The organism is Aeromonas allosaccharophila (assembly GCF_016026615.1).
GTDB classification, from domain to species: Bacteria; Pseudomonadota; Gammaproteobacteria; order Enterobacterales; family Aeromonadaceae; genus Aeromonas; species Aeromonas allosaccharophila.
On sequence record NZ_CP065745.1, the window covers coordinates 4,257,722 to 4,280,718 of the forward strand.

A 22,997-nucleotide genomic window follows, 5' to 3' on the forward strand; every position below is an offset into this window, starting at 1 on the left:
AAGCGAGCGGCGATCAGCCGTTGACCCTGAACACCTGACCGGTCTGGATGCCCAGCACCGACTTTTTGTAAGCCTGTGCCACCTTGGCGGCGGGCACCGGCACGAAGCCCGGGAAGAAGTCGGCGTATTTGTCCATCGACTCCTCCAGCACGGTGGGGCTCACCACATTGATGCGCAGGCCGCGGGGCAGTTCGCAGGCGGCCGCTTTCACAAAGTGATCGATGGCGCCGTTGATGGTGCTGGCGCTCACGCCCCAGTTGATTGGCTCCTCGCTCAGGATGCCGCTGATCAGGGTAATGGAACCCTTGTCAGTCAGATAGGGAATGGCGGCGCGGGTCAGGTTGATCTGGCCCATCAGCTTGCTCTCCACTCCCACCTGCCACTGCTCATTGGTCATCTCGGTCAGACCGTTGAAGGCCACGCTGCCGCTGGCGACGACCAGCGCATCGAACAGGCCCAGCTTGGCAAACAGCGCCTTGATGGAGGCGGGATCGCGCATGTCGACCGTGGCATCACCACGGCTGTGGCCGACCCGGATCACCTGATGATCTTTGGCAAGCAGTTCACTGACCGCGGAGCCGACGGTGCCGGAGGCACCCACAATCACAATTTTCATCTGCATCACTCCTGGTTGGGATGTGTCGATTCTAGCGCAACAGAAAATGCGAAAAAGCGCGTAAAATAAACCCATTGTTTCCATATTGGAGCTAATGATGGATATCGCCCATCTGGCCAGCTTTTACGAAGTGGTGCTGCGCGGCAGTTTCTCGGCCGCTGCTGATACGTTGGGAGTGAGCAAGGGGATGCTGAGCCGCCACGTCAGCGCGCTGGAGTCCTCCCTCAATGCGCAACTGTTGCAGCGCACCACCCGCCGCCTCAGCCTGACCGAGGCGGGCAAGACCCTCTATCAGCAGGCGGGGGAGATCTTCGCGCTGGCACGACAGGCGGAGCAGGATATTCAGGCGCTGACCGAAGAGGATGGCGGCCGCCTGCGCTTTACCTGCCCGGTCAGCACCGGCGATCGCATGGTGAGCGAGCTGCTGACCAGCTTTGCTGCGCTCTGCCCCGGAGTTGAAGTCGAGCTCAACTTCACCAACCAGATGGTCGACATGAGTCAGGGGGAGAACGACATCGCCCTGCGCGCCATGAACGAGGTGCCGGACAATCTGGTGGCCCTGCCGCTCGGTCGGCTCAAGGATGTGGTGGTGGCGAGCCCCGCACTGGTGGCGCGCGAGGGGCGTCCTGCCACTCCCTATGAGCTGAGCGGGCGCAGCTGCCTGTTGCAGGGGCACAATCCGGCCTGGGAGCAGTGGCACTTTATCCGTGAGGGAGAAGAGGCCCACATTCTGGTGCAGGGCAAGGTGCGGGCTAACCACTACAGCACTGTGTTGCAATTGGCGCGCGCCGGTATGGGCTATGCCAAGTGTCCGCTGATGCTGGTGGAATCGCTGCTGACGGCAGGGGAGTTGGTGACGGTGCTCGACGAGTGGCAGAGCGGCCTGCATCAGCTCCATGTGCTGCATGCCCAGCAGCGACGGGTGCCGCGCAAGATCCGGCTGTTCAAGCAGGTGCTGGCCCAGTGGTTTGCCGAGCGGCCCAACTACCTGCTCTGAGCGGCGTTATTTTTCTGTCATCTTCGGCTGCTACCCTGCGCCCATCATCGGCATCAGGAAGATCAGCGGGAATGAAGAGCAATAGAGGGTTGACCGGGTTTGTGCTGCTCTGTGCAGTGTTGGCGGCGGGCAGTGCGCAGGCCGTAGTGGAAGTGAAGGTGCCGGATAATTTTCGCATCCTCGCGGTGAGCAACGGCACCTTGCAGGATGAGCAGCATGCCACCCTGGCGGATGGCGAACAGCAACTGCTGGTGCGCTTCGAGGGGGTGATCCCCAGTCGCAGCAGCAGCGAGAATGACCGGCAGGTGCGCTCCGAGCCGCAGGTGGTGCGCTATCAGGGCAGCAATCAGCATTTGCTGCTGACGGCCAGCGTACCGGGAGACGAGCGGGGGATGCAGGCGTATGCCAAGGCCCCGGTGGTAGCGCTGCAGGAGAATGGTCGGACGCTCGCCATCCAGCAGGATGCGCTGGTGACCAGTGGCATGCTGCTTGGGGTGGATTGGAACGGCAAACTGGCTGAATACAACCGCAGCGGTGGCAAGGCGGCGCTGACGGCTGTCGCCGTTGCTGCGCAGCCAACGGCTACGCTCGCCAGCGGGGCGCAACCCGTTGTGGCAGCCAGCGAGCTGGAAGGGCAGTTGCAGCAGCTGTTCCTGCAGGCCGATCCGGCCCTTCGCAAGCGCTTTATCGGTTGGGCCGTGCCGCAGCTTTAAGTTTTCCGCCCGTTGCAGTAACGTGGACACTCCTTTTTCAGGCGCTCTGTTCATCGTACTCAACGAGGTTTTCATGTTTGAATTGCATTCACGCCTGCAGGCAGATACCCGGTGGCTCGGGGATCTGCCGCTCTGCCGTGTCTTGCTGGCCAAAGACAGCCAGTATCCCTGGCTGATCCTGGTACCGCGAGTGGCTAACTTGCGGGAAATTCACCATCTGGCGCCGGAGCAGCAGCAACAGCTGATGCAGGAGTCCTGCGCCGTCGCCGCCCTGATGGAACAAGCCCTCAGCCCGGACAAGATCAACATCGGGGCGTTGGGCAATTTGGTGCCGCAACTCCACCTTCACCATGTCGCCCGCTTTGCGACGGATCGTGCCTGGCCCGGCCCCATCTGGGGAGCTCATCCGGCCGTGCCTTACGAGCCACAAGTTTTGGCGCAGCAGGCCGATACATGGCGTGCCCGGCTCGCCAAGCTGAGCGGTTTCACCCCAGTGGCTGCTGATAACGGAGTCAACTGAGAGGCGTGTCGCTATTTCAGTCTCCGGGCCGCGCCATCTGTTAGAGTTATGGTATAGATAAGCCCATTTTCGATGTTCAGGAAGGTCCCATGATAGTGACAAGATCCGATGACGATGCCGTATTGACCACAGAGGATGTGCTGCTCAGCCTGTGCAACTCGGTGACGGACGTCTTGAGTGCCGCGACCATGAGTCAGGTGCGTTTTTCCGGCATGGTGCAGCGGATCAGCAAGACCTGCCTCAAGCCCGATATCGGCTGTTTTGTGCTGTTCGATGGCGGTTTTTCCGGTCTGGTGGTGATCAACTTCTCCGCCGCCGCCGCCATGGAGCTGTACGAGAGCTACATGCTCAGCATGGGGCTCTCCAAGGAGGATCTCGCCATCTCCCACACCTCTGACGAGGTGAGCAACGTGATGGGCGAGCTGATGAACCAGATCGTCGGCAGCTTCACCGTCAAGGTGGGCCGGGATCTGCAGACTCACATCACCCAGAACCAGCCGAAGATGCTGGCCCTCAACAAGCAGGTGATGCTGAGCGTCGATACCAACCTCGACAGCCCGGAGTCCCGCCGCGTCACCTTCTTCACCGCCCGCAACAACATCTTCTATCTGGAGCTGGCGATGGACAAAACCGAGTTCATCCGCATCCACAATGAGGGGATGGAGCATGAGGAGCTGGATCCCGATGCGCTGATCGCCCAGACCAAGCTGGATGCTGCCAAGCCGGTTCAGGCTGCGGCCCCGGTCGCCAACGATCACGACGATCTGCTCGACTCCCTCGGGATTTGAGACGCAAGCCAGACGACATCAAGGCCACTTTCGAGTGGCCTTGTGTTTTTGCGCTGTACCAGGGGTCAGAAGTTGTAGAGCAGGCCGGTGCTGAAGCGGGTGGCTTGTGAATCGTAGAAGCTGATATCCGAGCTGGATTTGCCATACGCCGCGCTGGCGGTCGCCGAGAGGGAACTGACGCCAAACAGGTTGTGCCAGAAGAAGATGGCGTTCGCCGCAAACTCGTCGGCATCGGCGTACTGGCCGAAGAGGGGGTTGGCCTCGTCATAGTTGCTCTGGCCGAGGTAGAGGTTGCTGACAAATGACCACTGGGCGCCCCGCTTGGCATAGGTCAGCTGCATGCCGCTCTGTTTGTAGCGCTGGGCGCGTCCGTCGAGATCCGCATCGCGATAGATCAGCGCGGGCTCAATCACGTGGCCGCCGCTAAAGCGCCACTGATAGGAGAGTTCGAGGGCGTGGATCTTGCCGTTGCGATCGAGGGCTGAGGCGTAGTTGGTATGGTGGATGGCGTCGTATTGCTGGCCGCTGCGCTCTTCATCCACGTCGATGTTGCGGGTGGTCAGGCTGCCATTGAAGTTGCTGCCCCAGATATTGTCCCAGCTTGCCCGCACGCCGGTCGAGTTGATGTCGGTCGAGCTGCGGGCCACCCCCACGGCGAATGGATCGCTCCACTGCTCGGTTGGCATGGCGCTGAACACCAGCGAGCCGCCGACAATCCCCTTGTCCCCCAGCTCTTGCCGCAGCCCCAGTTGCTGGGTGAAGTCGAAGCGAATGGCATCCTGGATCAGGTTGCCGAGAAAAAGCTGGGTGCGGGTGTCGGCAAAGGTGTAGCGGATATCGGCATTGATCAACGGCGTGACGGCCGAGCTGCTCTGCGGGCTGCCCAGACCGGAGAGGGTGTTGTGGTCATCATCGCCGCTGTAGAAGTTGGATTCGTAGTTGACGACATTGATGCCGCCCAGCAGAAAACCGGACCAGCCGGACTCTTTGGGAATGCTCCCCAAATCGGCATGGGCGCTGTTGGCGACAAGCAGGCCAAGGCCCAGCAGAGAGATGTGACGCATCGAAGTGTTCTCCTGATCCGATCGTTCGGGATGAAAAGATGAGGTTCAAGCAGCCGACATTCGTCAGCCAGCTCACAGAATCGTGACGCAACGGGATGAGATAAAGAAGAGTTCCCCCTGTTGTGCTGGTATTCTGTACCGCGAATATCGGGGGAAAACAACAAGATGAAACAGATTAAATCCTGGGCGCAATATTACGTCGATCTGATGACCAAGCTGGGACTGGTGCGATTCAGCATGTTTCTGGCTGCGGGCATTATCGTGCTGGCGGTCGCCATCCAGATGGGGGTGACCCTGTTCCTGCGCGGCAATATCGATGTGATCGACTTCGTTCGCTCGGTCTTCTTCGGCCTGCTGGTGACCCCCTGGGCCGTCTATTTTCTCTCCATCGTGGTGGATCAGCTGGAGGACTCCCGCCAGCGGCTGACGCGCATGGTGCGCAAGCTGCAGGATATGCGTGAGCGGGATCTGGAGCTCAATACCCAACTGCAGGAGAACATCAGTCGCCTCAATGCCCAGATTGCCGAGACCAACCGGGCCGAGAGCCTGCGTCTGCAGGCCATCGAGGATCTGGAGAACGAGGTGTTCCAGCGGGAAAAAGCCCAGCTTCATCTGGGGGAGCGCACCGCCCTGCTGCGCTCCTTTATCGACTGCTCTCCCGATCTGGTCTACTACCGCAACGAGGATGAGCAGTTCTCCGGCTGCAACCGCGCCATGGAGGAGCTGACCGGCAAAGTGGAGGCGGAGCTGATCGGCCTGACCCCGTTCGATGTCTACAAGCAGGAGATCGCCAACAAGATCGTCGAGACCGATCGGCAGGTCTTCGCCAGCAACGAGCCGCTCACTTACGAGCAGTGGCTGGAGTATCCCGATGGCCGCAAGGCCTATTTCGAGCTGCGCAAGGTGCCCTTCTTCGATCGCTTCGGCAAGCGGCTCGGTCTGCTCGGCTTTGGCCGTGACATCACCGAGCGTAAGCAGTATCAGGACAAGCTGGAGAAGGCGAGCCGCGACAAGACCACCTTTATCTCCACCATCAGCCACGAGCTGCGCACTCCGCTCAACGGCATCGTGGGCTTGAGCCGGATGCTGATGGATACCCCCCTCGATCCCAAGCAGCATCAGCAGCTCAAGACCATCCACCTGAGCGCGGTGACTCTGGGCAACATCTTCAACGACATCATCGATCTCGACAAACTGGATCGCCGTCGCCTCGAAATTGCGCCGACTCGCATCGACCTGCCCGCCTTCCTCGACGAGTTGGAGACCCTGTCGCGTATTCAGGCGGAGCAGAAGGGGCTCTATCTGCACTTCGATCGTGATGGTGACATGCCGCAATTCGTGATGGCCGATGGCACCCGCCTGCGTCAGGTGTTGTGGAATCTGGTGGGCAACGCGGTCAAGTTTACCGATGAGGGGGGCGTCACCGTGCGCTGCCTCGCCCATCCTGCCGACGAGCCGGGCAAGCTGGCGCTGCACTTCGAGGTGGAGGATACCGGCGTTGGCATCCCGCGCGCCCAGCAGGAGAAGATCTTCGCCATGTACTATCAGGTGCAGGGCAAGAAGCACGCTACCGGTACCGGCATTGGGTTGGCGGTCTCCCGTCAGCTGGTGCAGGCGATGGGGGGCCAGCTCTACGTGGACAGCGATCCGGGCGAGGGCTCCTGCTTCACCGCCGAACTGGAAGTGGCCTGCGCCGAGCCGGTGCTGGCCGAGCCGGAAGAGGAGATGCCCTCCCTCGATATCCTGCTGGTGGAGGATGTGGAGCTCAACGTGACGGTGGCTTGCGCGTTGCTCAACAAGCTGGGTCATCAGGTGCAGGTGGCGCGGGACGGCACCCAGGCGCTGGCGATGGCCAACCCGGATGATTTTGACCTCATTTTGCTCGATATCCAGCTGCCGGACATGACCGGCTTCGATGTGGCGGAACAACTGCTGGCGCGTTATGGCGACAGCCTGCCGCCCATGGTGGCGCTCACCGCCAACTCAACCGGCGATCGCCAGTACTACCGGGATCACGGCATGCAGGATGTGATCAACAAGCCGCTCGGTTCCAAAGCGGTGCGGGAGGTGATTGGCCACCTGTTTGCCGGTCTGGCCGAGGATGAAGCGGACGAGCAGGCGGATGCGGGCAATCAGGATGCGCTGCTGGACTTGCCCTTCCTCACCGATTACGCCGATACCGTGGGCAAGCCGGTGCTGCTCTCCAGCGTCGATCTGTTCGAGAAGATGATGCCGGACTACATGGCGGTGCTTGACTCCAACATGATCGCCAAGGATCAGGCGGGGGTGGTGGAGGAGGCCCACAAGATAAAAGGGGCGGCAGGCTCCATCGGCCTGCGCCGACTGCAGCAGACGGCCCAGCTGATCCAGAGCCCGGATCACCCCGCCTGGTGGGAAAACGTGGAAGACTGGATTGAAACGCTGCGCCGCGAATATCCCGGCGATATCGCCCGTCTGCGGCGCTGGTTGTTGTCTTGAGGCGGGTGGTTGTCTTGAGTCTGAGGGAAGTTGCTGGCAAGGAGCTGCAAGATGTATAGCCGTTTGATTACCCCCGCGCGCATCCACTCCTGGGGTGATGAGGAGCTGCTGGAGGCGACCGAGCAGGATCGCGCCCGCATCGTGCAGGCCGCGCCGGTGCGCCGTCTGCAGCAGAAGACCCAGGTCTTTCCGCTCGATGTGAAGGCCTCGGTGCGCAGTCGCCTCACCCACTCGCTGGAGGTGCAGGAGACCGGTCGCCAGATCAGCCGCCGCATTCTGGCCGTCTTGCCAGCAGGCATGGTCTGCGAAGGGGCCTTTATCAATCTGGTGGAGATGTCCTGCCTGCTCCATGATGTGGGCAACCCGCCGTTTGGCCACTTTGGCGAGCAGGTGATGAGCCAGTGGCTCGGCGAGATGCTCGATCCCCTCTATCAGCAGGCGCTGGCGCAGCCCCCCTCGGCCCAGTGGGCTGAATTGCGTCAGGATCTGCAGCTGTTCGATGGCAATGCCCAGAGCCTGCGGCTGGTGCACAGCCTGCACGAACTCAACCTGACGCTCGGGCAACTGGCGGCGCTGTGCAAATACCCGCAGCAGCCGCAACCCGGCGTGAGTTATGGCCAGCATCACGGCTGGAGCAGCAAGCGCGGCATCTTCTTCAGCGAGCAGCCGCTCTACCGCGCCCTCGGTCAGAGCCTGGGGCTGGCCCCCGGCTGTCGCCATCCGCTGGTCTACATCATGGAGGCGGCAGACGACATCTCCTACTGCATCGCCGATCTGGAAGATGCGGTGGATCGGCGGATCCTGACACTGTCAGAGCTGCTGGTGGCGTTGCGCCGTGCTGATGGAAGTGACTATCTGGCGGCGTTGCTGGATGAGGCGCTGGCCTCTGGCCGGGGCTTTTTCCCCCATTTTCGCCAGCAACTGACCCGGGATCTGGTGACGCTGGCGGCGCAGAGCTATGTCAGCGAACATCAGGCCATTTTGCAGGGCTCCTACCCGCAAGCGCTGCTGCACGGTCAGGCGCCGGCGGCGCGGGTGCTCGATATCCTCAAACAGGTGGCCCGCGAGCTGGTCTTTATGCGCCCCGAGGTGGAAGCGCTCGAGCTGGAAGGGTATGCGGCGCTGCGTGGGGTGCTGACCAGTTATTCCTGCCTGTTGGCGCTGCCGGCGCGGCAATTTGCCCGCCTGCTGGCCGGGGAGGGGAGTCAGGATCTCTTCTTCGCCCGCCGCCTCTATCACCGCCTCTCGGCCCGTCACCTCAAGGCCTACCGGCTGGCGACCGCCACCCCGGACTCGCGTTTTGCCTGCCAGCACGAGCAGGAGTGGTATTACCGGGTGCGGTTGCTGCTCGACTACGTCAGCGGCATGACAGATACCTATGTGCTGGAGGAGTACCGGCTGCTCTCCGGGATCTGATGCCCGGGGTTGCCCTTGTCAGGCAGCATAAAATGCCAGGAAAACGTTTAAAAAGGAGTCGCAGGAGGCTTGTTTTAAATTCGGATATTTTTTAGACTTCTGCAACCTGTTCAACTTTTACTCGGTAAGGAGACGATTATGCAACATCTGATGCTCAATATTGCATTCTCTCGCGGCACTGCGTGCGGCGTGAAATCTCGTGCTCTTTTACCGCGTGGCGTAAACAGGTAACCCCTGTCTTTTTATCACCCGCGGTTCGTCCCGCAGGGTGATATCCACTTTCTCCGGGAGAACCGCATGTTCTACTGGAGAATGTCATGTCTATCGAACTGGTTTTACTGCGCAGTGTTGAATCCCTGGTCCAGAGAAGGATTGCCCGGGTCGAGCGTCGTCTCGTGCAGGTCAATCTGTCACCCGCCCTGCTCAGGGATATCGGGCTGGAAGGGTATCAGGGTCAGATCTCCCTCGTTCGCGAGCGGGAGTATCAAACCGGCTTCCGACTCGGGAATCGAATAACCTGATGGAAGGGGCCTGTATGGCCCCTTTCTTGGCATTGATGGCAGACCCCGGTCTGCCATTTTCATTTGATTAAGCTGTGGTTAAGTTAAAGCGCGAATATCCATTCGCGAATTTTGCGAAAATCTCTATTATTTGCGGCCGACTTTTCTTTGGATTCAGGTTATGAGCCGCACTCGCCGTTTATTTCAGTTTATATTCCTGCTGCTATGGTGTGTGCTGGGGCAGCGCGAATCTGAAGCGGGACTTAATCCATTGGCGCTTACAGAGGCCGAACGTCAGTGGAGCGCGGCCCATCACGAGCTGATCATCGGTATGCCGATGATGGGCTCGCCCCCTTATAGCTACAAGGATGCGGTACAGGGGTTCAACGGCCCGGTGCCCGAGATGGCGCTACTGATCGCCAGAGCGCTCGGCTTGCCCCTGCACTACAAGGAGTTCACCTCCTATGACGAGGCACTGAGCGCGTTGCAGGCGGGCAAGGTGCATATCATCATCAATTTTCAGCCCGGAGATCAGTGGGAAAACCAGATAGCCTCGGTGCCCTTCCCGTTCTTTATTCCGCAGGGGGTGCTGCTGAATCGCACGCTCACCCGGCTCTCTCTTGACGAGGCTCGCAAGCTTAAATGGGTCTGCATGGTCGGGACCGACTCCTGTGGCCAGCTCGAGGCGCTGGGTCTGGTGCCGGTCAAGGCGGTGGAGCGGCGCAGCGAAGCCACCTTCATGCTCAAGCAACAGCTGGCGGATGCCTATCTGGCGGATATGCCATCGCTATTGTCGGAGCGGGCACAAAACCCCAATGCCGGGTTCTCGATTGTCAAACCGCAGTGGGCGCCGGTCTCCTCCCTGTCCGTCAATATGCTGCGCAACAACTCCGGGCTCACCAGTCTGATAAACCGGGTCATGCCCGAGCTGCCGGTGACGGATATGCGTCCGATCCTTGAAGCCATCAATGGGGGGCAGGCTACGGCATCGGGGGAGATCACCACGGTCAAATTTACCCCCGAGGAGCAGGCGTGGCTGCGTACGCATCCGATCTTGCGCTACGGTATCTCGCCGCACTGGGTCTCGATGAGCGAGTTCAATTATCGTGGCAAGCTGGTGGGCTACGTACCCGATATGGTGGCCCTGCTGCGCCGCTACTCGGGGCTGGAGTTCTCGCTGGTGCGTACCGAATCCTGGCGAGAGACCCAGAATTTGCTCAAAAAACACCTGATCGACTTTATTCCGGTGATGAGCCCGTCGGCAGAGCGCGAGCATCTGGGGATTTACACCCCCAACTACATGTTTGTTGACCGCGTCATCGTGGGGGGGCGAGAGAGCAAAAATCTCTCCGACATCGAATTGGTGCGAGGTACGCGGGTCGGCATTGTGGATGCATCCATTGACGAGGAGCTGTTGGCCTCGCTGGGGGCAATTCCGGTGGAGGTGAAGGATGACAGCCGCCTGCTGCGCCTGCTCGATGAGGGGCGGGCCGATTATGTGCTGCTTACCATGACCACCCTGCCGGCCGCCCTGGGGCGAGGCTTTGAGGATCGCTATCGGGTGGTCTACTCCGGGCAAAACTTGCGTCTTCCCGGCGCCATGGGGGTATCCCCTGCCGATCCCATGTTGCAGCAGATCCTGACCAAGATCCTCTATGCCATCCCCCAGCACGAGATTGACAAGCTTGAATCTCGCTGGCTGACGATGCGGCTGCAGACCGGCCTGGATACCCGCACCGTGGTGCTGTGGTTTCTGGTCTGCGCGGGGGGTGCGCTGGTGTTCTTTACCATCTTCTGGCACTGGAACCAGACGCTGCAGCGGCAAAATGATCAGCGAAAACAGGCCCAAAAACAGCTCAACGAGCAGCTGGCCTTTGTCCAGACGCTGCTCGACTCCTTGCCGAGCATGGTGGCACTGCGGGATCGCCAACAGAACCTGACCCTCTGCAACAAGGCGTACCGCGAGGCCTTTATCGGCGCCGAATCCGGCGGAGATGGCTGGAGCTATATGCAGACCGAGGAGCGGGAGCAGATGCTGCGTGAAGAGCAGAGCGTCTGGGCGACCGGCGTCAGGCTGGAGGGCGCTGGCTATACCCGGCGGATCGACGAATCCCAGTTCCATGTGGTCTATGTCAAGTTGCCCTACCGGGCGGCAGATGGCGAGATCCAGGGGGTATTGACCGTGCTGACCGATGTCAGCGCCCTGAAAGCCGCCGAGGACAAGGTGCGCGAAGTGGAAGCCATGCTGCGGGACATGACCGACAGCATGCCCGGCGTGGTCTATCAGTATCTGTGGCATCGCTCGGATCAGGGGCGTTTTCTCTATGTCTCGCAAGGGGCGGGGGAGACGCTGGGGGTGCCCTCCCAGGCCCTGATGTCCGCCAGATCCGAGTGGAAGACATTTGGCGTCAGTGAAGAGGTGTTGCAGGCGTTCTTCAGTCGGGTTGCCGCCAATGCGCCGACCCGGACGCCGATCGACTGGGAGGTCAAGGTGCCCCACTACGGTGGAGAGCGCTATCTGCAGGTGCGGGGCAGCTTCGTGGAGCAAGGGCCGGATACCCTGCTGCTCAACGGCATGGTGCAGGACATCACGGCCCTCAAACAGCAGCAGTATGAGTTGCATGAGGCGCGCGCCAGCGCCGAACAGGCCATGCAGGCCCGCAGTCGCTTTCTGGCCACCATGAGCCATGAGCTTCGCACGCCGATTTCGGGGATGCACGGCATGCTGGAGCTGCTGCGGATGAGCAACGTGGACGATGATCAGCGCTATCTGCTGCGCAACGTGGTTACCTCGACCAACAACCTGCTCTATCTGGTCAACGATATCCTCGATTTCTCCAAGATCGAGGCGGGCCAGCTTCATCTGGATTATCAGTCGAGCCCGTTGCAGTCGGTGATTTGCGATGCGGTTCGTGGTCATGCCGCTCAGGCCCATGGCAAGGGGTTGCAAGTCGAGTTCAGCTGGGAGAGCGAGGTGCCGGATCGGGCGGATATCGATGCCATCCGGGTGGCGCAGGTGGTCTCCAACCTGCTGAACAATGCGGTCAAGTTTACCGAGCGCGGGGTGATTGCCATTCGCGTCAGGTATCGGGATCAGCAGCTCGCCATCACGGTAGCCGACTCCGGCATCGGGATCGCCGAGGAGAAGCAGGCGCTGCTGTTCACCCCGTTCGAGCAGCTCGACTCCGATATCAATCGTCGTTATGGCGGCACCGGGCTGGGATTGGCCATTTGCGATCAACTGGTGCGCAAGATGGGGGGCTCGCTGAGCCTCAATAGCCGGGCCGGTGAGGGGGCCAGCTTCTGCTTCACCATCCCGCTGAGCAACCCCCACTGGGATCTCCCGGCGCTGACAGGCAGCGAGTGGTGGTATCTCGGTGACGATCACCTGCTGGAACAGACGATGACGCGGTTGGGGGCCAAATTGCACCCTATCGATGCCAACCGGCTGGCTCGGGGGGTCAATGGCCTGCTGCTGGCCGACGAGCGCTGGTTGGCGCGCGATCTTGGCCACAACTGGTTGGGGCGGGTGCAGCAGCCCGGGCTCAAGGGGATCGTCTTCTCCCCTGACGAGGTGCTGCGCACCCGGCTGGGCCCGGCGCGCTGGTGGCGACTGGGACTCTCTCCTCTCTATCCGGACCTGTTGCTGGAGAGTGGCCGCGAGCTGCTCTGCGGGGTCGTCAATCCGGTGATGGCAACGCATGCCGACAAGTTGGCCGGTCGGGTGCTGGTGGCGGATGACCATCCGGTCAACCGGGCCCTGCTGGAGCGCCAGCTGGGGATCCTGGGGGTCGAGTGCGTGGTGGTCGAGAACGGCGAGCAGGCGCTGCAGGCCTGGCAGGCAGAGCCCTTCTCGCTGTTGCTGACCGACTGCCACATGCCGGTGATGGATGGCTATACCCTGACCAACACCCTGCGGGCCAACGGCGATCAGACCCCCATCATAGGGGTGACGGCCGATACCTCGGAGGAGGCGTCGGCCCGCATGGTCGCCGCTGGCATGAACGGCATGCTGATCAAGCCTTATATGCTGGAAGCGCTGCGCCAGACGCTGGTGCAGTGGCTGCCAGCCTGCGCAGCCGTGACGCCGGAGCCGCTAACCGGCGCGTCGGCGCTGGCTGCCCGCTGGATGGCGCTGTTTGGCGATGAAGAGGATGCCAGAGCCATGGCCAGCGAATATCTGGCCTCCAATCTGCTGGATCGCGAAGAGATGATGGCGGCGCTGGCGGTCCGCAACGGGGACGCGTTGCTGGAGATCGCTCATCGCATCAAGGGGGCCGCCCGCATGGTGGGGGAGTGTGCCTTGGCCGAACAGGCCGAACTGCTGGAGAGTGCCGCACGGCTCAAGCAGCTGGATGAGTTTGCCGTGCTGGGGCAGGAGGTTGATCTGCTGATCAACCGTGTTACCTACGAGACAGGATTATGGCTGAATGAACAAGCGCGAGCATGAAGTGGTCATCATGGTGGCTGAGGATCACACCTTTCAACGCAAGGCGCTGTTGCATCAGATCCGCGGCCTGGGCTATCGGCAACTGCTGGAGGCGCGCGACGGGGTGGAGGCGCTGGCGCTCTGCCAGCAGCAGAGAGTCGATATCCTGCTCTGTGACCTGCGGATGCCCGGCATGGATGGCATGGGTTTGCTGCGCCGTCTCTCGCAGGCAGGCTTTCGCGGCGGCATCATCCTCTCCAGCGCGCTGGAGGGGGATGTGGTCGAGGCGGTGCTGCGCATGAGTGCCGCCTATGGCTTGCATGTGCTGGGGCGGCTCGACAAGCCCGCCCGGCCGGGGCAACTCGCACAGCTGATTCAGTCATGGTCTCCCGCCCGGGAGCCCTCCCGTCAGGAGGAGGGGCACAGGATCGATCTCGATCAGCTCAAACGCGGCATCGAGCAGCAGCAGATCTTGCCCTGGTATCAGCCGAAGGTGAGCTTTGCCACGGGTCAGTGGGCCGGGATGGAGGCGCTGGCTCGCTGGCAGCATCCTGAATATGGACTCATCTCGCCGGGACTCTTTATCCCGATGGCGGAAGAGCACGACCTGATTGCGCCCCTGACCGAGATCATCATTGGCAAGTCGCTGAGTGATGCCCACCTGTGGGGGGAAACCGGATTGTCGATCAATCTGTCGATGAATCTGTGTGCCAGCTCCCTCAATGACGGCAGTCTGTGCCAGACCCTGATTGACCAGTGCCGGCACTGGAGCGTGGATCCGGCCCTCATCACCCTGGAGGTGACTGAGAGTGCTTTCATTCGTGACATCGGTGCCATGCTGGAGGTGCTGACCCGGCTGCGGATGCACGGTTTTGGCCTCTCCATCGATGACTTTGGCACCGGCTACTCCTCGATGCAGCAGCTGGCGCTGCTGCCCTTTACCGAGCTGAAGCTGGATCGCTCCTTCGTCGATCGCTGCCATGCCGATCCGGCACACCTGGCCATTATCGAGTCCAGTATCGAGCTGGCCCGCAAGCTTGGGCTCAAAACTGTGGCAGAAGGGGTGGAGGACGCGGCGACCTGGCACCTGCTGGCCAGGCTCGGCTGTGACCTCTGCCAGGGCTTTTTCTCCGCCCGCCCGATGCCGCACAGTGAGTTGGCAAATTGGCACCGAACTTGGCAAGATAGATTGCCTACACTGATATCTATCTGATTCTGTTGGCTAGCTCCCCCGTTTGAACAAGGATGTTCATGAAAATCTCAAGCAAGCTGTTGCTCAGCTTCGGTTTTATCAACCTGCTGATCCTGCTCTCCTCCACCCTGGTCTATTACCGGCTCACCCAGATCAATCAGGCCCAGTACACCCTGCTGGAGCAGGCGTTGCCCGCCCTGCAGCGGGATGAGGCGAGCCAGAAGGCGCTGGTGGCCACCGTCTCTGCCCTGCGTGGCTACCTGATCCTCGGCAAGGATCCGGCTCAGGCCTCCCGCCTCAAGCAGGAGTGGGAGTCAGCCTGGCAGGCCATCGCCCATCAGACGTTCAGCCCGGCGCTCGCCCAGTCTCTCGGGACCTTCAAAAGCCATCAGGAGAAGGTGTGGGTCATCGCCCAGAGCGAAGAGAATCTGCCCGCCCATACCCTGATGCTGCAGGAGGCGGGGCCGCTGGCGGAGGCGGCGCTCGATCAGTTGCAATCCTTTGCCAATGAAGAGGTTGGCACTGCGCAGGATCAACTCTCCGGCGATCGCCGCATGCTGCTCAAGCAGGTGGGGGATGCCTACAACAGCCTCGCCAATGCGCTCTCCGCTCTGCGGGATTTTCTTATCTCAGGCGATCCCGAATACCGCAGCAAATATCAGGATTACTACCAGTTTCACCAGCAGCGGGTGGCGGAGGTGAAACAGCAAGCCGCGCTTTTTACCGAGACCCAGCAGAGCCTCTGGCAGCTGTTTGAAGAGATGGCGACCCCCTTCTCCGAGCTGGTGGGGCAGGTGATCGAGAAGCGCCAGGCGCCGGATTGGGATCAGGCCAACTACCTGATGGCCACCGACATCGAGCCGATGCAGTCCACTCTCAGCGAGCAGCTGGTCCAGCAGGTGGGCAAAACCCGCGCCGAGGTGGCGCAGATCTCGGTGCAGATGACCCGTGCCGGGAGCGCCATCAACCAGACCCTGCTGCTGGCTACCGGCAGTGCCATCGTGCTTGGCATGCTGGTCGCCTGGCTCTTTAGCCGCCGTCTGACTCGTGACATTGCCAGCCTGGTAACCCGGGCGGGGCAGGTTGCCGATGGCCGACTGGCAGCCCGGCCCTTGCCGATAACGGGGCAGGATGAGTTGGGAGAATTGACTGGCTCCATCAACCGGATGTCTGTCCAACTGCGCCAGTTGGTAGGTGAGTTGCAGGGGGCGGTGGGGCAGGTAGAAGAAGCCTGTGGTGAGGTGGGTAGCACCACGCGGGCCATCGTAGTGGATTTGACGGTGCAGGATCAGCGGGTCGATGCGGTGGCGGCGGCTATCGATCAGATGTCAGTCAGCGCCCGGGATGTGGCTGGCAATATCGCCGCCGCGGCAGGTGGCGCCCAGCAGGTGCAGCAGCAGACCCGACAGGGGCAGGCCGCGCTGGCGCGGATGACCGACGCCATGCAGCAGATTGCCGCCATGATTGGGCAGGCCAACGAGGCCATGGGGCTGCTGGCGCATCAGAGCGAACAGGTGGGGCAGATCACCGAGGTGATCGCCACGATCGCGGAGCAGACCAACCTGCTGGCCCTCAATGCGGCGATCGAGGCGGCGCGGGCAGGCGAGCAGGGACGCGGGTTTGCGGTGGTGGCCGATGAGGTACGCCAGCTGGCGACCCGCACCCATCAATCAACCGCCGAGATCAGCCAGACCATTGCGGCCATCTCCCAACAGACTCGCCAGACGGTGAGTACCGTCAGCAGCGGTACCCGACTGGTGGAGCAGGGGCGGGATGCAGTCGGCCTGGTGACCGATACCCTGAGTGCCATGAACCAGCTGGTGCAGTCGCTGTCGGGCCAGCTGGAAGCCATTTCGGTGGCGACCGAGCAGCAGTCACGGGTGGCCGCCGAGGTGGCCGGGACGGTCGATGACATTGCCGCGCTCAGTCGGCAATCCTGTCAGCGTAGTCAGCAGGGGGAGGAGATCGTAGCCAGACTGGCCGGTGATACCGGCAAGCTGACGGCGGTGATCGCCCGCTTTGATCTTGACTCGTGAGATGGCGGGATCATCCCGCCATTGCGATTTATCCGGCCGTCTGGACTGTGGGTTTAGTCCAGCCGTCTGAAGGCGTGGTTATCGAAGCTGCTGGTGGTCTCGCGATTGAGCAGACTGACCAGCAAAATCGCCCGTTTGTCCCCATCCGGCTCCATATAGATGGCTTCGAAGCCAGCCAGTGGCCCCTCTTCAATCAGTACCTTGTCGCCCGAGCAGGGCAGGTTGGCGTAGCAGGCTCGCGCCTCGTCGCTGTCATCACGACTCATCAGCTGATAGACCAGCTTGCTGCTGATAGGGGTCCATTCACTGCCAAAGTGGATGATCCGGCTGATGCCGCGGGTCGATTTCAGGGTGACCGGTGTCACCTCTTCCAGATCGACGAAGATAAACAGATAGTTGGGGAACATGGGTTCCCGTACCGGAACTCGCTTGCCCCGGCGCAGCTTCTCGATCTCCACCATGGGGTAATAGGATTCGATACCCTGGGCATCGAGGTGGGCGCGGGCGCGGGCCTCTTCTTTTGGCTTGCAGTAGGCCAGATACCATTTTTTCATGTTATGAGTATGTTCGTGTTGCCGTGCTCGCGGATATGATAGCGGCGCCAATAAAAAAGGCCACGCATTGCGTGGCCTTTTTTGCCAAGTGAGCAATTACCAACCTTTTACCAGGCCGCCCTTGAACAGCTCGAGACCTTTCTTGTAGACATCATCGGTCTGGAAAGCTTGTACGAACTGTTTGACCTTCTCGTCATCCTTGTTGTTGTCGCGAGCCACGATCAGGTTGACGTAGGGGGACTCTTTGTCCTCAACAAACAGGCCGTTTTCGGTCGGGGTCAGCCCAATCTGACCGGCGAAGGTGTTGTTGATGATGGAGAGATCCACATCTTCCAGTGAACGGGGCAGCTGGGCTGCTTCCAGTTCGACAATCTTGAAGTTGCGCGGGTTGCTGGCGATATCCAGCACGGTGGCTTCCAGACCGGCGCCATCCTTCAGGGTGATCAGACCCTGTTTGGCCAGCAGGATCAGCGAGCGACCCAGGTTGGTCGGATCGTTCGGTACCGCGATCTGGGCGCCATCTTTCAGCTCGCTCAGCGCCTTGATCTTCTTGGAGTAACCGGCGATCGGGTAGACAAAGGTGTTGCCAACCGGCACCAGCTTGAAGCCGCGATCACGCACTTGCGCATCCAGATAGGGTTTGTGCTGGAAGGCGTTGACGTCGATGCTGCCATCGTTCAGCGCCACGTTCGGGGTGACGTAGTCGGAGAAGTTGACGATCTCGACGGTCAGACCGTATTTCTCTTTGGCGACCTTGGCCGCCACTTCAACCAGCTCGGTCTCCGGGCCGGCAATGGCGCCCACTTTCAGAACCTTGCTCTCTTCTTTTTGACCGCAACCGGCCAGAACCAGACCAGCCAGCAGCGCAGCCGCAACGGATTTGATGCCAAATTTCATAAAACCTCCTGTCAGAAATCGACGATTAACGATGATCACATTTGTGGACCAGGCGCTCACCCGCGCTCTGGATAAGTTGAACCAGTACTACCAGGATAACCACGGTCACCAGCATGACGGTGGGGTCAAAGCGCTGATAACCATAACGAATACCCACATCCCCCAGACCGCCACCACCGATGGCCCCGGCCATGGCCGAGTAGTTCACCAGCGTGACGAGGGTAATGGTGACGCTGTTGAGGATGCCGGGCAGAGCCTCGGGCAGCAGCACCTTGGTGATGATTTGCAACGGCTTGGCGCCCATCGCCTTGGCCGCTTCCAGCAGGCCATCCGGCACCTCCATCAAGGCCCCTTCCACCAGACGGGCGATGAAGGGGATGCAACCGACAGTCAGCGGCACGATGGCGGCGATGGTGCCGATACTGGTGCCGACAATCAGCCGGGTCAGCGGAATGATGGCGACCAGCAGGATGATAAAGGGCACCGAGCGACCCACGTTGACCACCATGCCCAGAGTACGGTTGAGCAAGGGGTTGGCCAGGATCTGGCCCGCCTTGGTGACGTGCAGTGCCACGCCGAGCGGCAGGCCCAGCAGGCAGCCGAACAGAGCGGAGGCAAACACCATGATCAGGGTGTCGCCCAGGGCCGTGATGAGCAGATTAATCATGGCTTCGGACATAGCCCATTACCTCCAGCTGAATGTGGTTGTCGATGAGGAACTGCTGGGTTGCCTCGCACTGGGCCTCATCCCCGAACAGCTCGGCCAGCAGGAAACCGAATTTGACGCCACCGGCGTACTCGATGTCTGCGCTCAGAATGCTGATGTCGATGTTGAAACGGCGGCTCGCCTCGGAAATCAGCGGCGTATCGACCGTGCTGCCGGTAAAGCCGAGCTTCACCAGCGGATAGCTACCCGGCACCCGCTCGCTGCTCATCCGATCCTGATACTCCTGCGGTACCTCCAGATGGATGGTGGAGTGGATGAAGTCACGGGCCAGCTGGGTCTTGGCGTTGCTGAAGAACCAGGCCACTTCGCCCTGCTCGATCAGACGGCCGTCGCTGATGATGGCCACTTCGTCACAGATCCCCTTCACCACATCCATTTCGTGAGTGATGAGCAGGATGGTGAGCCCCAGCTTGACGTTGATCTCCTTGAGCAGGGTCAGGATCGAGCGGGTGGTCTGCGGGTCGAGGGCCGAGGTAGCCTCGTCACAGAGCAGCACCTTGGGGGCCGGCGCCAGTGCGCGGGCAATGGCGACCCGCTGTTTCTGACCGCCGGAGAGCTCGGACGGATAGGCATGGGCACGGCTTTCCAGCCCGACCAGCGCCAGCAGTTCGGCAACCCGTTGCTGGATCTGCTCTTTGCTCCAGCCTGCCAGCTCCAGCGGAAAGGCGATGTTGGCAAACACGGTGCGGGAAGCGAGCAGGTTGAAGTGCTGAAAGATCATCCCGATCTGGCGGCGAGCCTGGGTCAGATCCCGTTCGCTCAGGGCGACCAGATCCTGGCCATCGACAATCACCTGGCCCTCTGTCGGGCGCTCCAGCAGGTTGACACAACGAATGAGGGTACTCTTGCCGGCACCGGAGGCACCGATCACCCCGAAAATTTTGCCTTGGGGTACATGCAGACTCACATCACGCAGGGCGTGCACGGCGTCACTGCCTGTACCGTAGACTTTGTTGAGACCTTTCAACTTAATCATGGATTCTTCCGTGCTAACAGCCTTACAGCACAGGGCGCTACAGGCGGGGAAATTGGGCAGAGGTTCCACTGGGTTACTCTGCCATCATGGAGGATGATGCTAAGATGTCTGGATGGCCGTGTCAACGCATGTTTTTACGTCTAGACGTCTAAAAAAGTGATAAGGATATCTGTCTGGTGGATAACGATCTGGGTGGATATGTCTCGCATCCAGATCCTGTTTCGCCAGTTTGGCATATGGCCGAATTAAAGATGGTTTATGTCGGGTAAATACTGGTTTTATTAGTGTGTCAGCCCGATATCACCCATGTCAGGTGTCGAGCCTGAAACGCCACCATAGTTGCACAAATAGCTGCACAAATCGTTCCCTATTCGCGACCGGAGCACCTGTCCGCCCCTTTGTCGGCATCAACCTTGATGCAGCGCAAGGGGGGCTCGGATAGGGATTGGGTCGGTTGCGCTTGTTTTTTATACTGATGATGCCGACAAGCATGGAGGGCAGTGCGATGAGATTCCAACAGATCAAAGAGTTGCTGCACTATCTTGAACAGGTTCATCACCAGCTCGGGCTCTGCTACGGGCGATTGACCAGTCAGGTGGACTGCGAACGCAGCCGGATGTTGCTGGTCTATCTGCAAGGGCGTGAGGATGCGGCCAGTGCCCATCTGCACGAATATGCCGCCCAGCTGGGAGAGGCGGTGAGGGAGACCTGGCTGAACCAGTGTTTTAGCGAGGATATGTTGCCCGCCATCACCCGCTTCGAGCTGCCGGCCTCGGCCCAGACCCAGGATATCGTCACTCAGGTGTGCCGCTGGGAAGAGCAGCTGGTGGGCGAGCTGGGCCATCTGGCCCGGGAATGCCCGACACCGGCCACCACCACCCTGCTCGAGAATCTGGCCGGGTTGGAGCAGACCCGCCTGACCCGACTGGTGCACGGGGTACACCGACTCGATGACATGTAACAAGTGATGGCGGTCAGGCACGCAAGATAGCGGTCAAACAAAAGGGCCCGGCAGCAGTGCCGGGCCCTTTCCATTTGATCTCTGCTGATTGGCGGTGAGCGGCGATCAGCCCTGCCGCTCGGCCGCGTAGAGGGCGGCCCCTATAATGCCCGCCTGATTGAGGCTGGCCGCCGGAATGAGCGGTGCCCGGGTCTCGATGCGATCGACAAATTTATCCAGCTTGGCGGCGCTACCGCCCCCCAGAATGAAGAGGTCGGGGGAGAAGAGAAACTCGAGGCGCGCCAGATACTTGTTGAAGCGCTTGCCCCAGCGGTTCCAGGAGAGATCTTCCCGTTTGCGCACCGCATCGGAGCAGTAGTGCTCGGCCACCATCCCTTCCAGCATCAGGTGACCCAGCTCGGTGTTGGGCAGCAGATGGCCGTTGACGAAGATGGCGGTGCCAATGCCGGTGCCGACCGTGATGAGGATGATGACTCCCTTGCGATCCTTGCCGGCGCCAAAGCGCATCTCGGCCAGACCGGCGGCATCGGCATCATTCAGCACATAGCACGGTTTGCCGGTGACATCGGCAAAAAGATGCTCGGCATCGGTCTCAATCCAGCTTTTGTCGATATTGGCCGCACTCTTGGCAATGCCGTTGTGAATGGTGGCGGGAAAACCGCAGCCCACCGGCCCTTTCCAGTCAAAGTGTTCGACCAGCGCCTTGAGGGTATGGGCGATGGCGGCCGGGGTGGCCGGTTGCGGCGTGGCAATGCGATGGCGCTCGCCGATCAGTTCGCCGGTTTTGGTATCCACCAGACAGCCCTTGATCCCAGAGCCTCCAATATCCACTCCCAACATATGCATCTGTGTTGTCCTTGTTGTGTGCCGACCAGCTGATACTGATTACGGTGTTCTGGTCACTGCGGGTCGGCAGAGCATGAAAAAAGTACAGCAATCCGGCAAGGGGCAGATCACTTATGCGTGATCCGGCAGACCTTTTTCGATGCAGCGGATCAGCAAACGGGTTTTCTTGTTCTCTTCATCCTGACGCCGGGCGAGGGTGGCCAGCGCCCATTCGATATGTTCGGCCACCATGGGCTCGGCGGTGGTCAGCCCCTGTTGCAGGGCGGCGATCACCTCGGGGGTTGCCGGGCCATTGCCGAGGGCGACTGCCAGATTGCGGCGCCAGCGTTGATAGCCGATGCGGCGGATCGGGCTTCCCTCGGTCTGCTTGAGAAAATCGCTCTCGCTCCAGCGCCACAGCGCCAGCAGGGGCGGGCGGTGCAGGCCGGGGCGCGGGCTGAAGTCGGGTTCCGGGCTGGCATCGGCGTAGCGATTCCAGGGGCAGATAAGCTGGCAGTCGTCACAGCCGTAGATGCGGTTGCCCATCAAGGGCCTGAACTCTTCCGGGATGGGGCCGTCGTTCTCGATGGTGAGATAGGAGATGCAGCGGCGGCCATCCACCACGTAGGGGGCGACAATGGCGCCGGTCGGGCAGATGTTGATGCAGGCGACGCACTTGCCGCACTGCTCCTTCGCTACCGGCTGGTCGAGCGGCAGCGGCAGGTTGAGCAACAGCTCACCGAGAAAGAAGAAGGAGCCGGCCGATTCGTTGAGCAGCAGTGAGTGTTTGCCAACCCAGCCTAGGCCCGCCTTGGCTGCCAATGGCCGCTCCAGTATGGGGGCGGAGTCAACGAAGGGGCGCCACTCACCCAAGGTCTCTTCAGTGCCTTGAAACAGCTCGGCGCAGCGCGCTTCGATGCGATCACCCAGCTGTTTAAGCCGGTTGCGCAGCACCTTGTGGTAGTCGCGGCCGAGGGCATAGCGGCTGATGTAGCCGAGGGTCGGATCGCGCAGGGTGGCGGCAAAGCCCGCCTCGAACGGCAGGTAGTTCATCCGCACCGACAACACCCGCACCGTGCCCGGTAGCAGCTCGTGGGCGCGCGCCCGCATCATGCCGTGGCGCGCCATGTAATCCATGCTGCCGTGATAGCCCGCATCCAGCCAGGCCTGCAATCTCGGCTCTTCGATACGCAGATCGGTGTCGGTGATGCCCGCCTGGTCAAATCCTAGCTCCCGTGCCCAGAGCTTGATATCGTGGGCCAGCTGGTGGAAGTCAGGTGCGCTCATGCGGCTTGGCCTGGCCGGAGT

19 protein-coding genes are annotated in these 22,997 nt (G+C 61.0%); 11 read left to right on the forward strand and 8 right to left on the reverse strand.

Annotated elements, in window-relative coordinates; translation table 11 throughout:
• Positions 1-13: 13 nt before the first annotated feature.
• The gene (locus I6G90_RS19575; RefSeq protein ID WP_197928831.1) at positions 14-616 is read right to left on the reverse strand and encodes a short chain dehydrogenase; all 603 of its coding nucleotides are present in this window, start codon (positions 614-616) and stop codon (positions 14-16) included.
• A 97-nt stretch (positions 617-713) separates the two neighbouring features.
• On the opposite strand from I6G90_RS19575, the gene I6G90_RS19580 reads away from it, so the two are divergent.
• The 4 genes from I6G90_RS19580 (at position 714) to I6G90_RS19595 (ending at position 3,634) form a co-directional block, all read left to right on the forward strand.
• Complete coding sequence (locus tag I6G90_RS19580; RefSeq protein WP_197928833.1) at positions 714-1,613, forward strand: LysR family transcriptional regulator; 900 nt, start codon at positions 714-716, stop codon at positions 1,611-1,613.
• A 71-nt stretch (positions 1,614-1,684) separates the two neighbouring features.
• Entirely contained in the window at positions 1,685-2,326 is a 642-nt protein-coding gene (locus I6G90_RS19585; RefSeq protein WP_197928835.1) for a DUF2057 domain-containing protein, read from the forward strand.
• A gap of 73 nt (positions 2,327-2,399) precedes the next feature.
• Complete coding sequence (locus I6G90_RS19590) at positions 2,400-2,846, forward strand: HIT domain-containing protein (protein WP_075113695.1); 447 nt, start codon at positions 2,400-2,402, stop codon at positions 2,844-2,846.
• A gap of 89 nt (positions 2,847-2,935) precedes the next feature.
• On the forward strand, positions 2,936-3,634 hold the full coding sequence (locus tag I6G90_RS19595; RefSeq protein ID WP_042656806.1) for a DUF3334 family protein: 699 nt from the start codon (positions 2,936-2,938) through the stop codon (positions 3,632-3,634).
• A 65-nt stretch (positions 3,635-3,699) separates the two neighbouring features.
• On the opposite strand, the gene I6G90_RS19600 is transcribed toward I6G90_RS19595, so the two are convergent.
• Positions 3,700-4,698 (reverse strand): DUF2860 family protein, encoded by a 999-nt coding sequence (locus I6G90_RS19600; RefSeq protein ID WP_197928837.1) that lies wholly within the window; start codon positions 4,696-4,698, stop codon positions 3,700-3,702.
• 165 nt (positions 4,699-4,863) lie between these two features.
• Here I6G90_RS19600 and arcB point away from each other — a divergent pair, with 165 nt between their 5' ends.
• The 6 genes from arcB (at position 4,864) to I6G90_RS19630 (ending at position 16,749) form a co-directional block, all read left to right on the forward strand.
• Positions 4,864-7,176 (forward strand): aerobic respiration two-component sensor histidine kinase ArcB, encoded by a 2,313-nt coding sequence (arcB, locus tag I6G90_RS19605; protein WP_111808616.1) that lies wholly within the window; start codon positions 4,864-4,866, stop codon positions 7,174-7,176.
• Between the two features lie 51 nt (positions 7,177-7,227).
• Positions 7,228-8,592 carry a dGTPase gene (dgt, locus tag I6G90_RS19610; protein ID WP_197928839.1) on the forward strand — a complete coding sequence of 455 codons (1,365 nt, stop codon included), beginning with the start codon at positions 7,228-7,230 and terminating at the stop codon, positions 8,590-8,592.
• Between the two features lie 317 nt (positions 8,593-8,909).
• The gene (locus I6G90_RS19615) at positions 8,910-9,113 is read left to right on the forward strand and encodes a hypothetical protein (protein WP_042059910.1); all 204 of its coding nucleotides are present in this window, start codon (positions 8,910-8,912) and stop codon (positions 9,111-9,113) included.
• Between the two features lie 160 nt (positions 9,114-9,273).
• Entirely contained in the window at positions 9,274-13,542 is a 4,269-nt protein-coding gene (locus I6G90_RS19620; protein WP_197928841.1) for an ATP-binding protein, read from the forward strand.
• Positions 13,523-14,734, forward strand: a complete 1,212-nt coding sequence (locus tag I6G90_RS19625; protein ID WP_197928843.1) for an EAL domain-containing response regulator — start codon at positions 13,523-13,525, stop codon at positions 14,732-14,734. The genes I6G90_RS19620 and I6G90_RS19625 overlap by 20 nt, the downstream gene beginning before the upstream one ends.
• 38 nt (positions 14,735-14,772) lie before the next feature.
• Positions 14,773-16,749, forward strand: a complete 1,977-nt coding sequence (locus I6G90_RS19630) for a HAMP domain-containing methyl-accepting chemotaxis protein (protein WP_197928845.1) — start codon at positions 14,773-14,775, stop codon at positions 16,747-16,749.
• Between the two features lie 53 nt (positions 16,750-16,802).
• Here the strand turns inward: I6G90_RS19630 and rfaH are convergent, their stop codons facing one another.
• The 4 genes from rfaH to metN form a co-directional block, all read right to left on the reverse strand.
• Positions 16,803-17,303 carry a transcription/translation regulatory transformer protein RfaH gene (gene rfaH, locus I6G90_RS19635; protein ID WP_042059913.1) on the reverse strand — a complete coding sequence of 167 codons (501 nt, stop codon included), beginning with the start codon at positions 17,301-17,303 and terminating at the stop codon, positions 16,803-16,805.
• 96 nt (positions 17,304-17,399) lie between these two features.
• Positions 17,400-18,200: a methionine ABC transporter substrate-binding lipoprotein MetQ gene (gene metQ / locus I6G90_RS19640; RefSeq protein WP_197928847.1), complete on the reverse strand. Its 801-nt coding sequence runs from the start codon at positions 18,198-18,200 to the stop codon at positions 17,400-17,402.
• A 25-nt stretch (positions 18,201-18,225) separates the two neighbouring features.
• Positions 18,226-18,879: a methionine ABC transporter permease gene (locus I6G90_RS19645; protein WP_042031786.1), complete on the reverse strand. Its 654-nt coding sequence runs from the start codon at positions 18,877-18,879 to the stop codon at positions 18,226-18,228.
• Complete coding sequence (gene metN / locus I6G90_RS19650; protein ID WP_111808600.1) at positions 18,860-19,903, reverse strand: methionine ABC transporter ATP-binding protein MetN; 1,044 nt, start codon at positions 19,901-19,903, stop codon at positions 18,860-18,862. The genes I6G90_RS19645 and metN overlap by 20 nt, the downstream gene beginning before the upstream one ends.
• A 505-nt stretch (positions 19,904-20,408) precedes the next feature.
• Here metN and I6G90_RS19655 point away from each other — a divergent pair.
• Positions 20,409-20,864 (forward strand): hypothetical protein, encoded by a 456-nt coding sequence (locus I6G90_RS19655; RefSeq protein WP_197928849.1) that lies wholly within the window; start codon positions 20,409-20,411, stop codon positions 20,862-20,864.
• A 105-nt stretch (positions 20,865-20,969) separates the two neighbouring features.
• Here the strand turns inward: I6G90_RS19655 and ppgK are convergent, their stop codons facing one another.
• Both ppgK and queG read right to left on the reverse strand, forming a co-directional pair.
• Positions 20,970-21,710: a polyphosphate--glucose phosphotransferase gene (gene ppgK, locus I6G90_RS19660; RefSeq protein ID WP_042059923.1), complete on the reverse strand. Its 741-nt coding sequence runs from the start codon at positions 21,708-21,710 to the stop codon at positions 20,970-20,972.
• A gap of 111 nt (positions 21,711-21,821) precedes the next feature.
• A complete protein-coding gene (gene queG, locus I6G90_RS19665; protein ID WP_197928851.1) occupies positions 21,822-22,976 on the reverse strand; it encodes a tRNA epoxyqueuosine(34) reductase QueG in 1,155 nt (384 codons plus the stop codon).
• Positions 22,977-22,997: the final 21 nt, after the last annotated feature.

Bases quoted from the DNA above. Each gene is read 5' to 3' on its own strand.
- I6G90_RS19630 (WP_197928845.1), top strand. From the start codon at position 14,773: ATGAAAATCTCAAGCAAGCTGTTGCTCAGCTTCGGTTTTATCAACCTG.
- I6G90_RS19615 (WP_042059910.1), top strand. From the start codon at position 8,910: ATGTCTATCGAACTGGTTTTACTGCGCAGTGTTGAATCCCTGGTCCAG.
- I6G90_RS19595 (WP_042656806.1), top strand. From the start codon at position 2,936: ATGATAGTGACAAGATCCGATGACGATGCCGTATTGACCACAGAGGAT.
- ppgK (WP_042059923.1), bottom strand. From the start codon at position 21,710: ATGCATATGTTGGGAGTGGATATTGGAGGCTCTGGGATCAAGGGCTGT.
- I6G90_RS19580 (WP_197928833.1), top strand. From the start codon at position 714: ATGGATATCGCCCATCTGGCCAGCTTTTACGAAGTGGTGCTGCGCGGC.
- I6G90_RS19645 (WP_042031786.1), bottom strand. From the start codon at position 18,879: ATGTCCGAAGCCATGATTAATCTGCTCATCACGGCCCTGGGCGACACC.
- arcB (WP_111808616.1), top strand. From the start codon at position 4,864: ATGAAACAGATTAAATCCTGGGCGCAATATTACGTCGATCTGATGACC.
- I6G90_RS19575 (WP_197928831.1), bottom strand. From the start codon at position 616: ATGAAAATTGTGATTGTGGGTGCCTCCGGCACCGTCGGCTCCGCGGTC.
- metN (WP_111808600.1), bottom strand. From the start codon at position 19,903: ATGATTAAGTTGAAAGGTCTCAACAAAGTCTACGGTACAGGCAGTGAC.
- I6G90_RS19600 (WP_197928837.1), bottom strand. From the start codon at position 4,698: ATGCGTCACATCTCTCTGCTGGGCCTTGGCCTGCTTGTCGCCAACAGC.
- I6G90_RS19655 (WP_197928849.1), top strand. From the start codon at position 20,409: ATGAGATTCCAACAGATCAAAGAGTTGCTGCACTATCTTGAACAGGTT.
- I6G90_RS19625 (WP_197928843.1), top strand. From the start codon at position 13,523: ATGAACAAGCGCGAGCATGAAGTGGTCATCATGGTGGCTGAGGATCAC.
- queG (WP_197928851.1), bottom strand. From the start codon at position 22,976: ATGAGCGCACCTGACTTCCACCAGCTGGCCCACGATATCAAGCTCTGG.
- I6G90_RS19620 (WP_197928841.1), top strand. From the start codon at position 9,274: ATGAGCCGCACTCGCCGTTTATTTCAGTTTATATTCCTGCTGCTATGG.
- rfaH (WP_042059913.1), bottom strand. From the start codon at position 17,303: ATGAAAAAATGGTATCTGGCCTACTGCAAGCCAAAAGAAGAGGCCCGC.
- I6G90_RS19585 (WP_197928835.1), top strand. From the start codon at position 1,685: ATGAAGAGCAATAGAGGGTTGACCGGGTTTGTGCTGCTCTGTGCAGTG.
- metQ (WP_197928847.1), bottom strand. From the start codon at position 18,200: ATGAAATTTGGCATCAAATCCGTTGCGGCTGCGCTGCTGGCTGGTCTG.
- dgt (WP_197928839.1), top strand. From the start codon at position 7,228: ATGTATAGCCGTTTGATTACCCCCGCGCGCATCCACTCCTGGGGTGAT.
- I6G90_RS19590 (WP_075113695.1), top strand. From the start codon at position 2,400: ATGTTTGAATTGCATTCACGCCTGCAGGCAGATACCCGGTGGCTCGGG.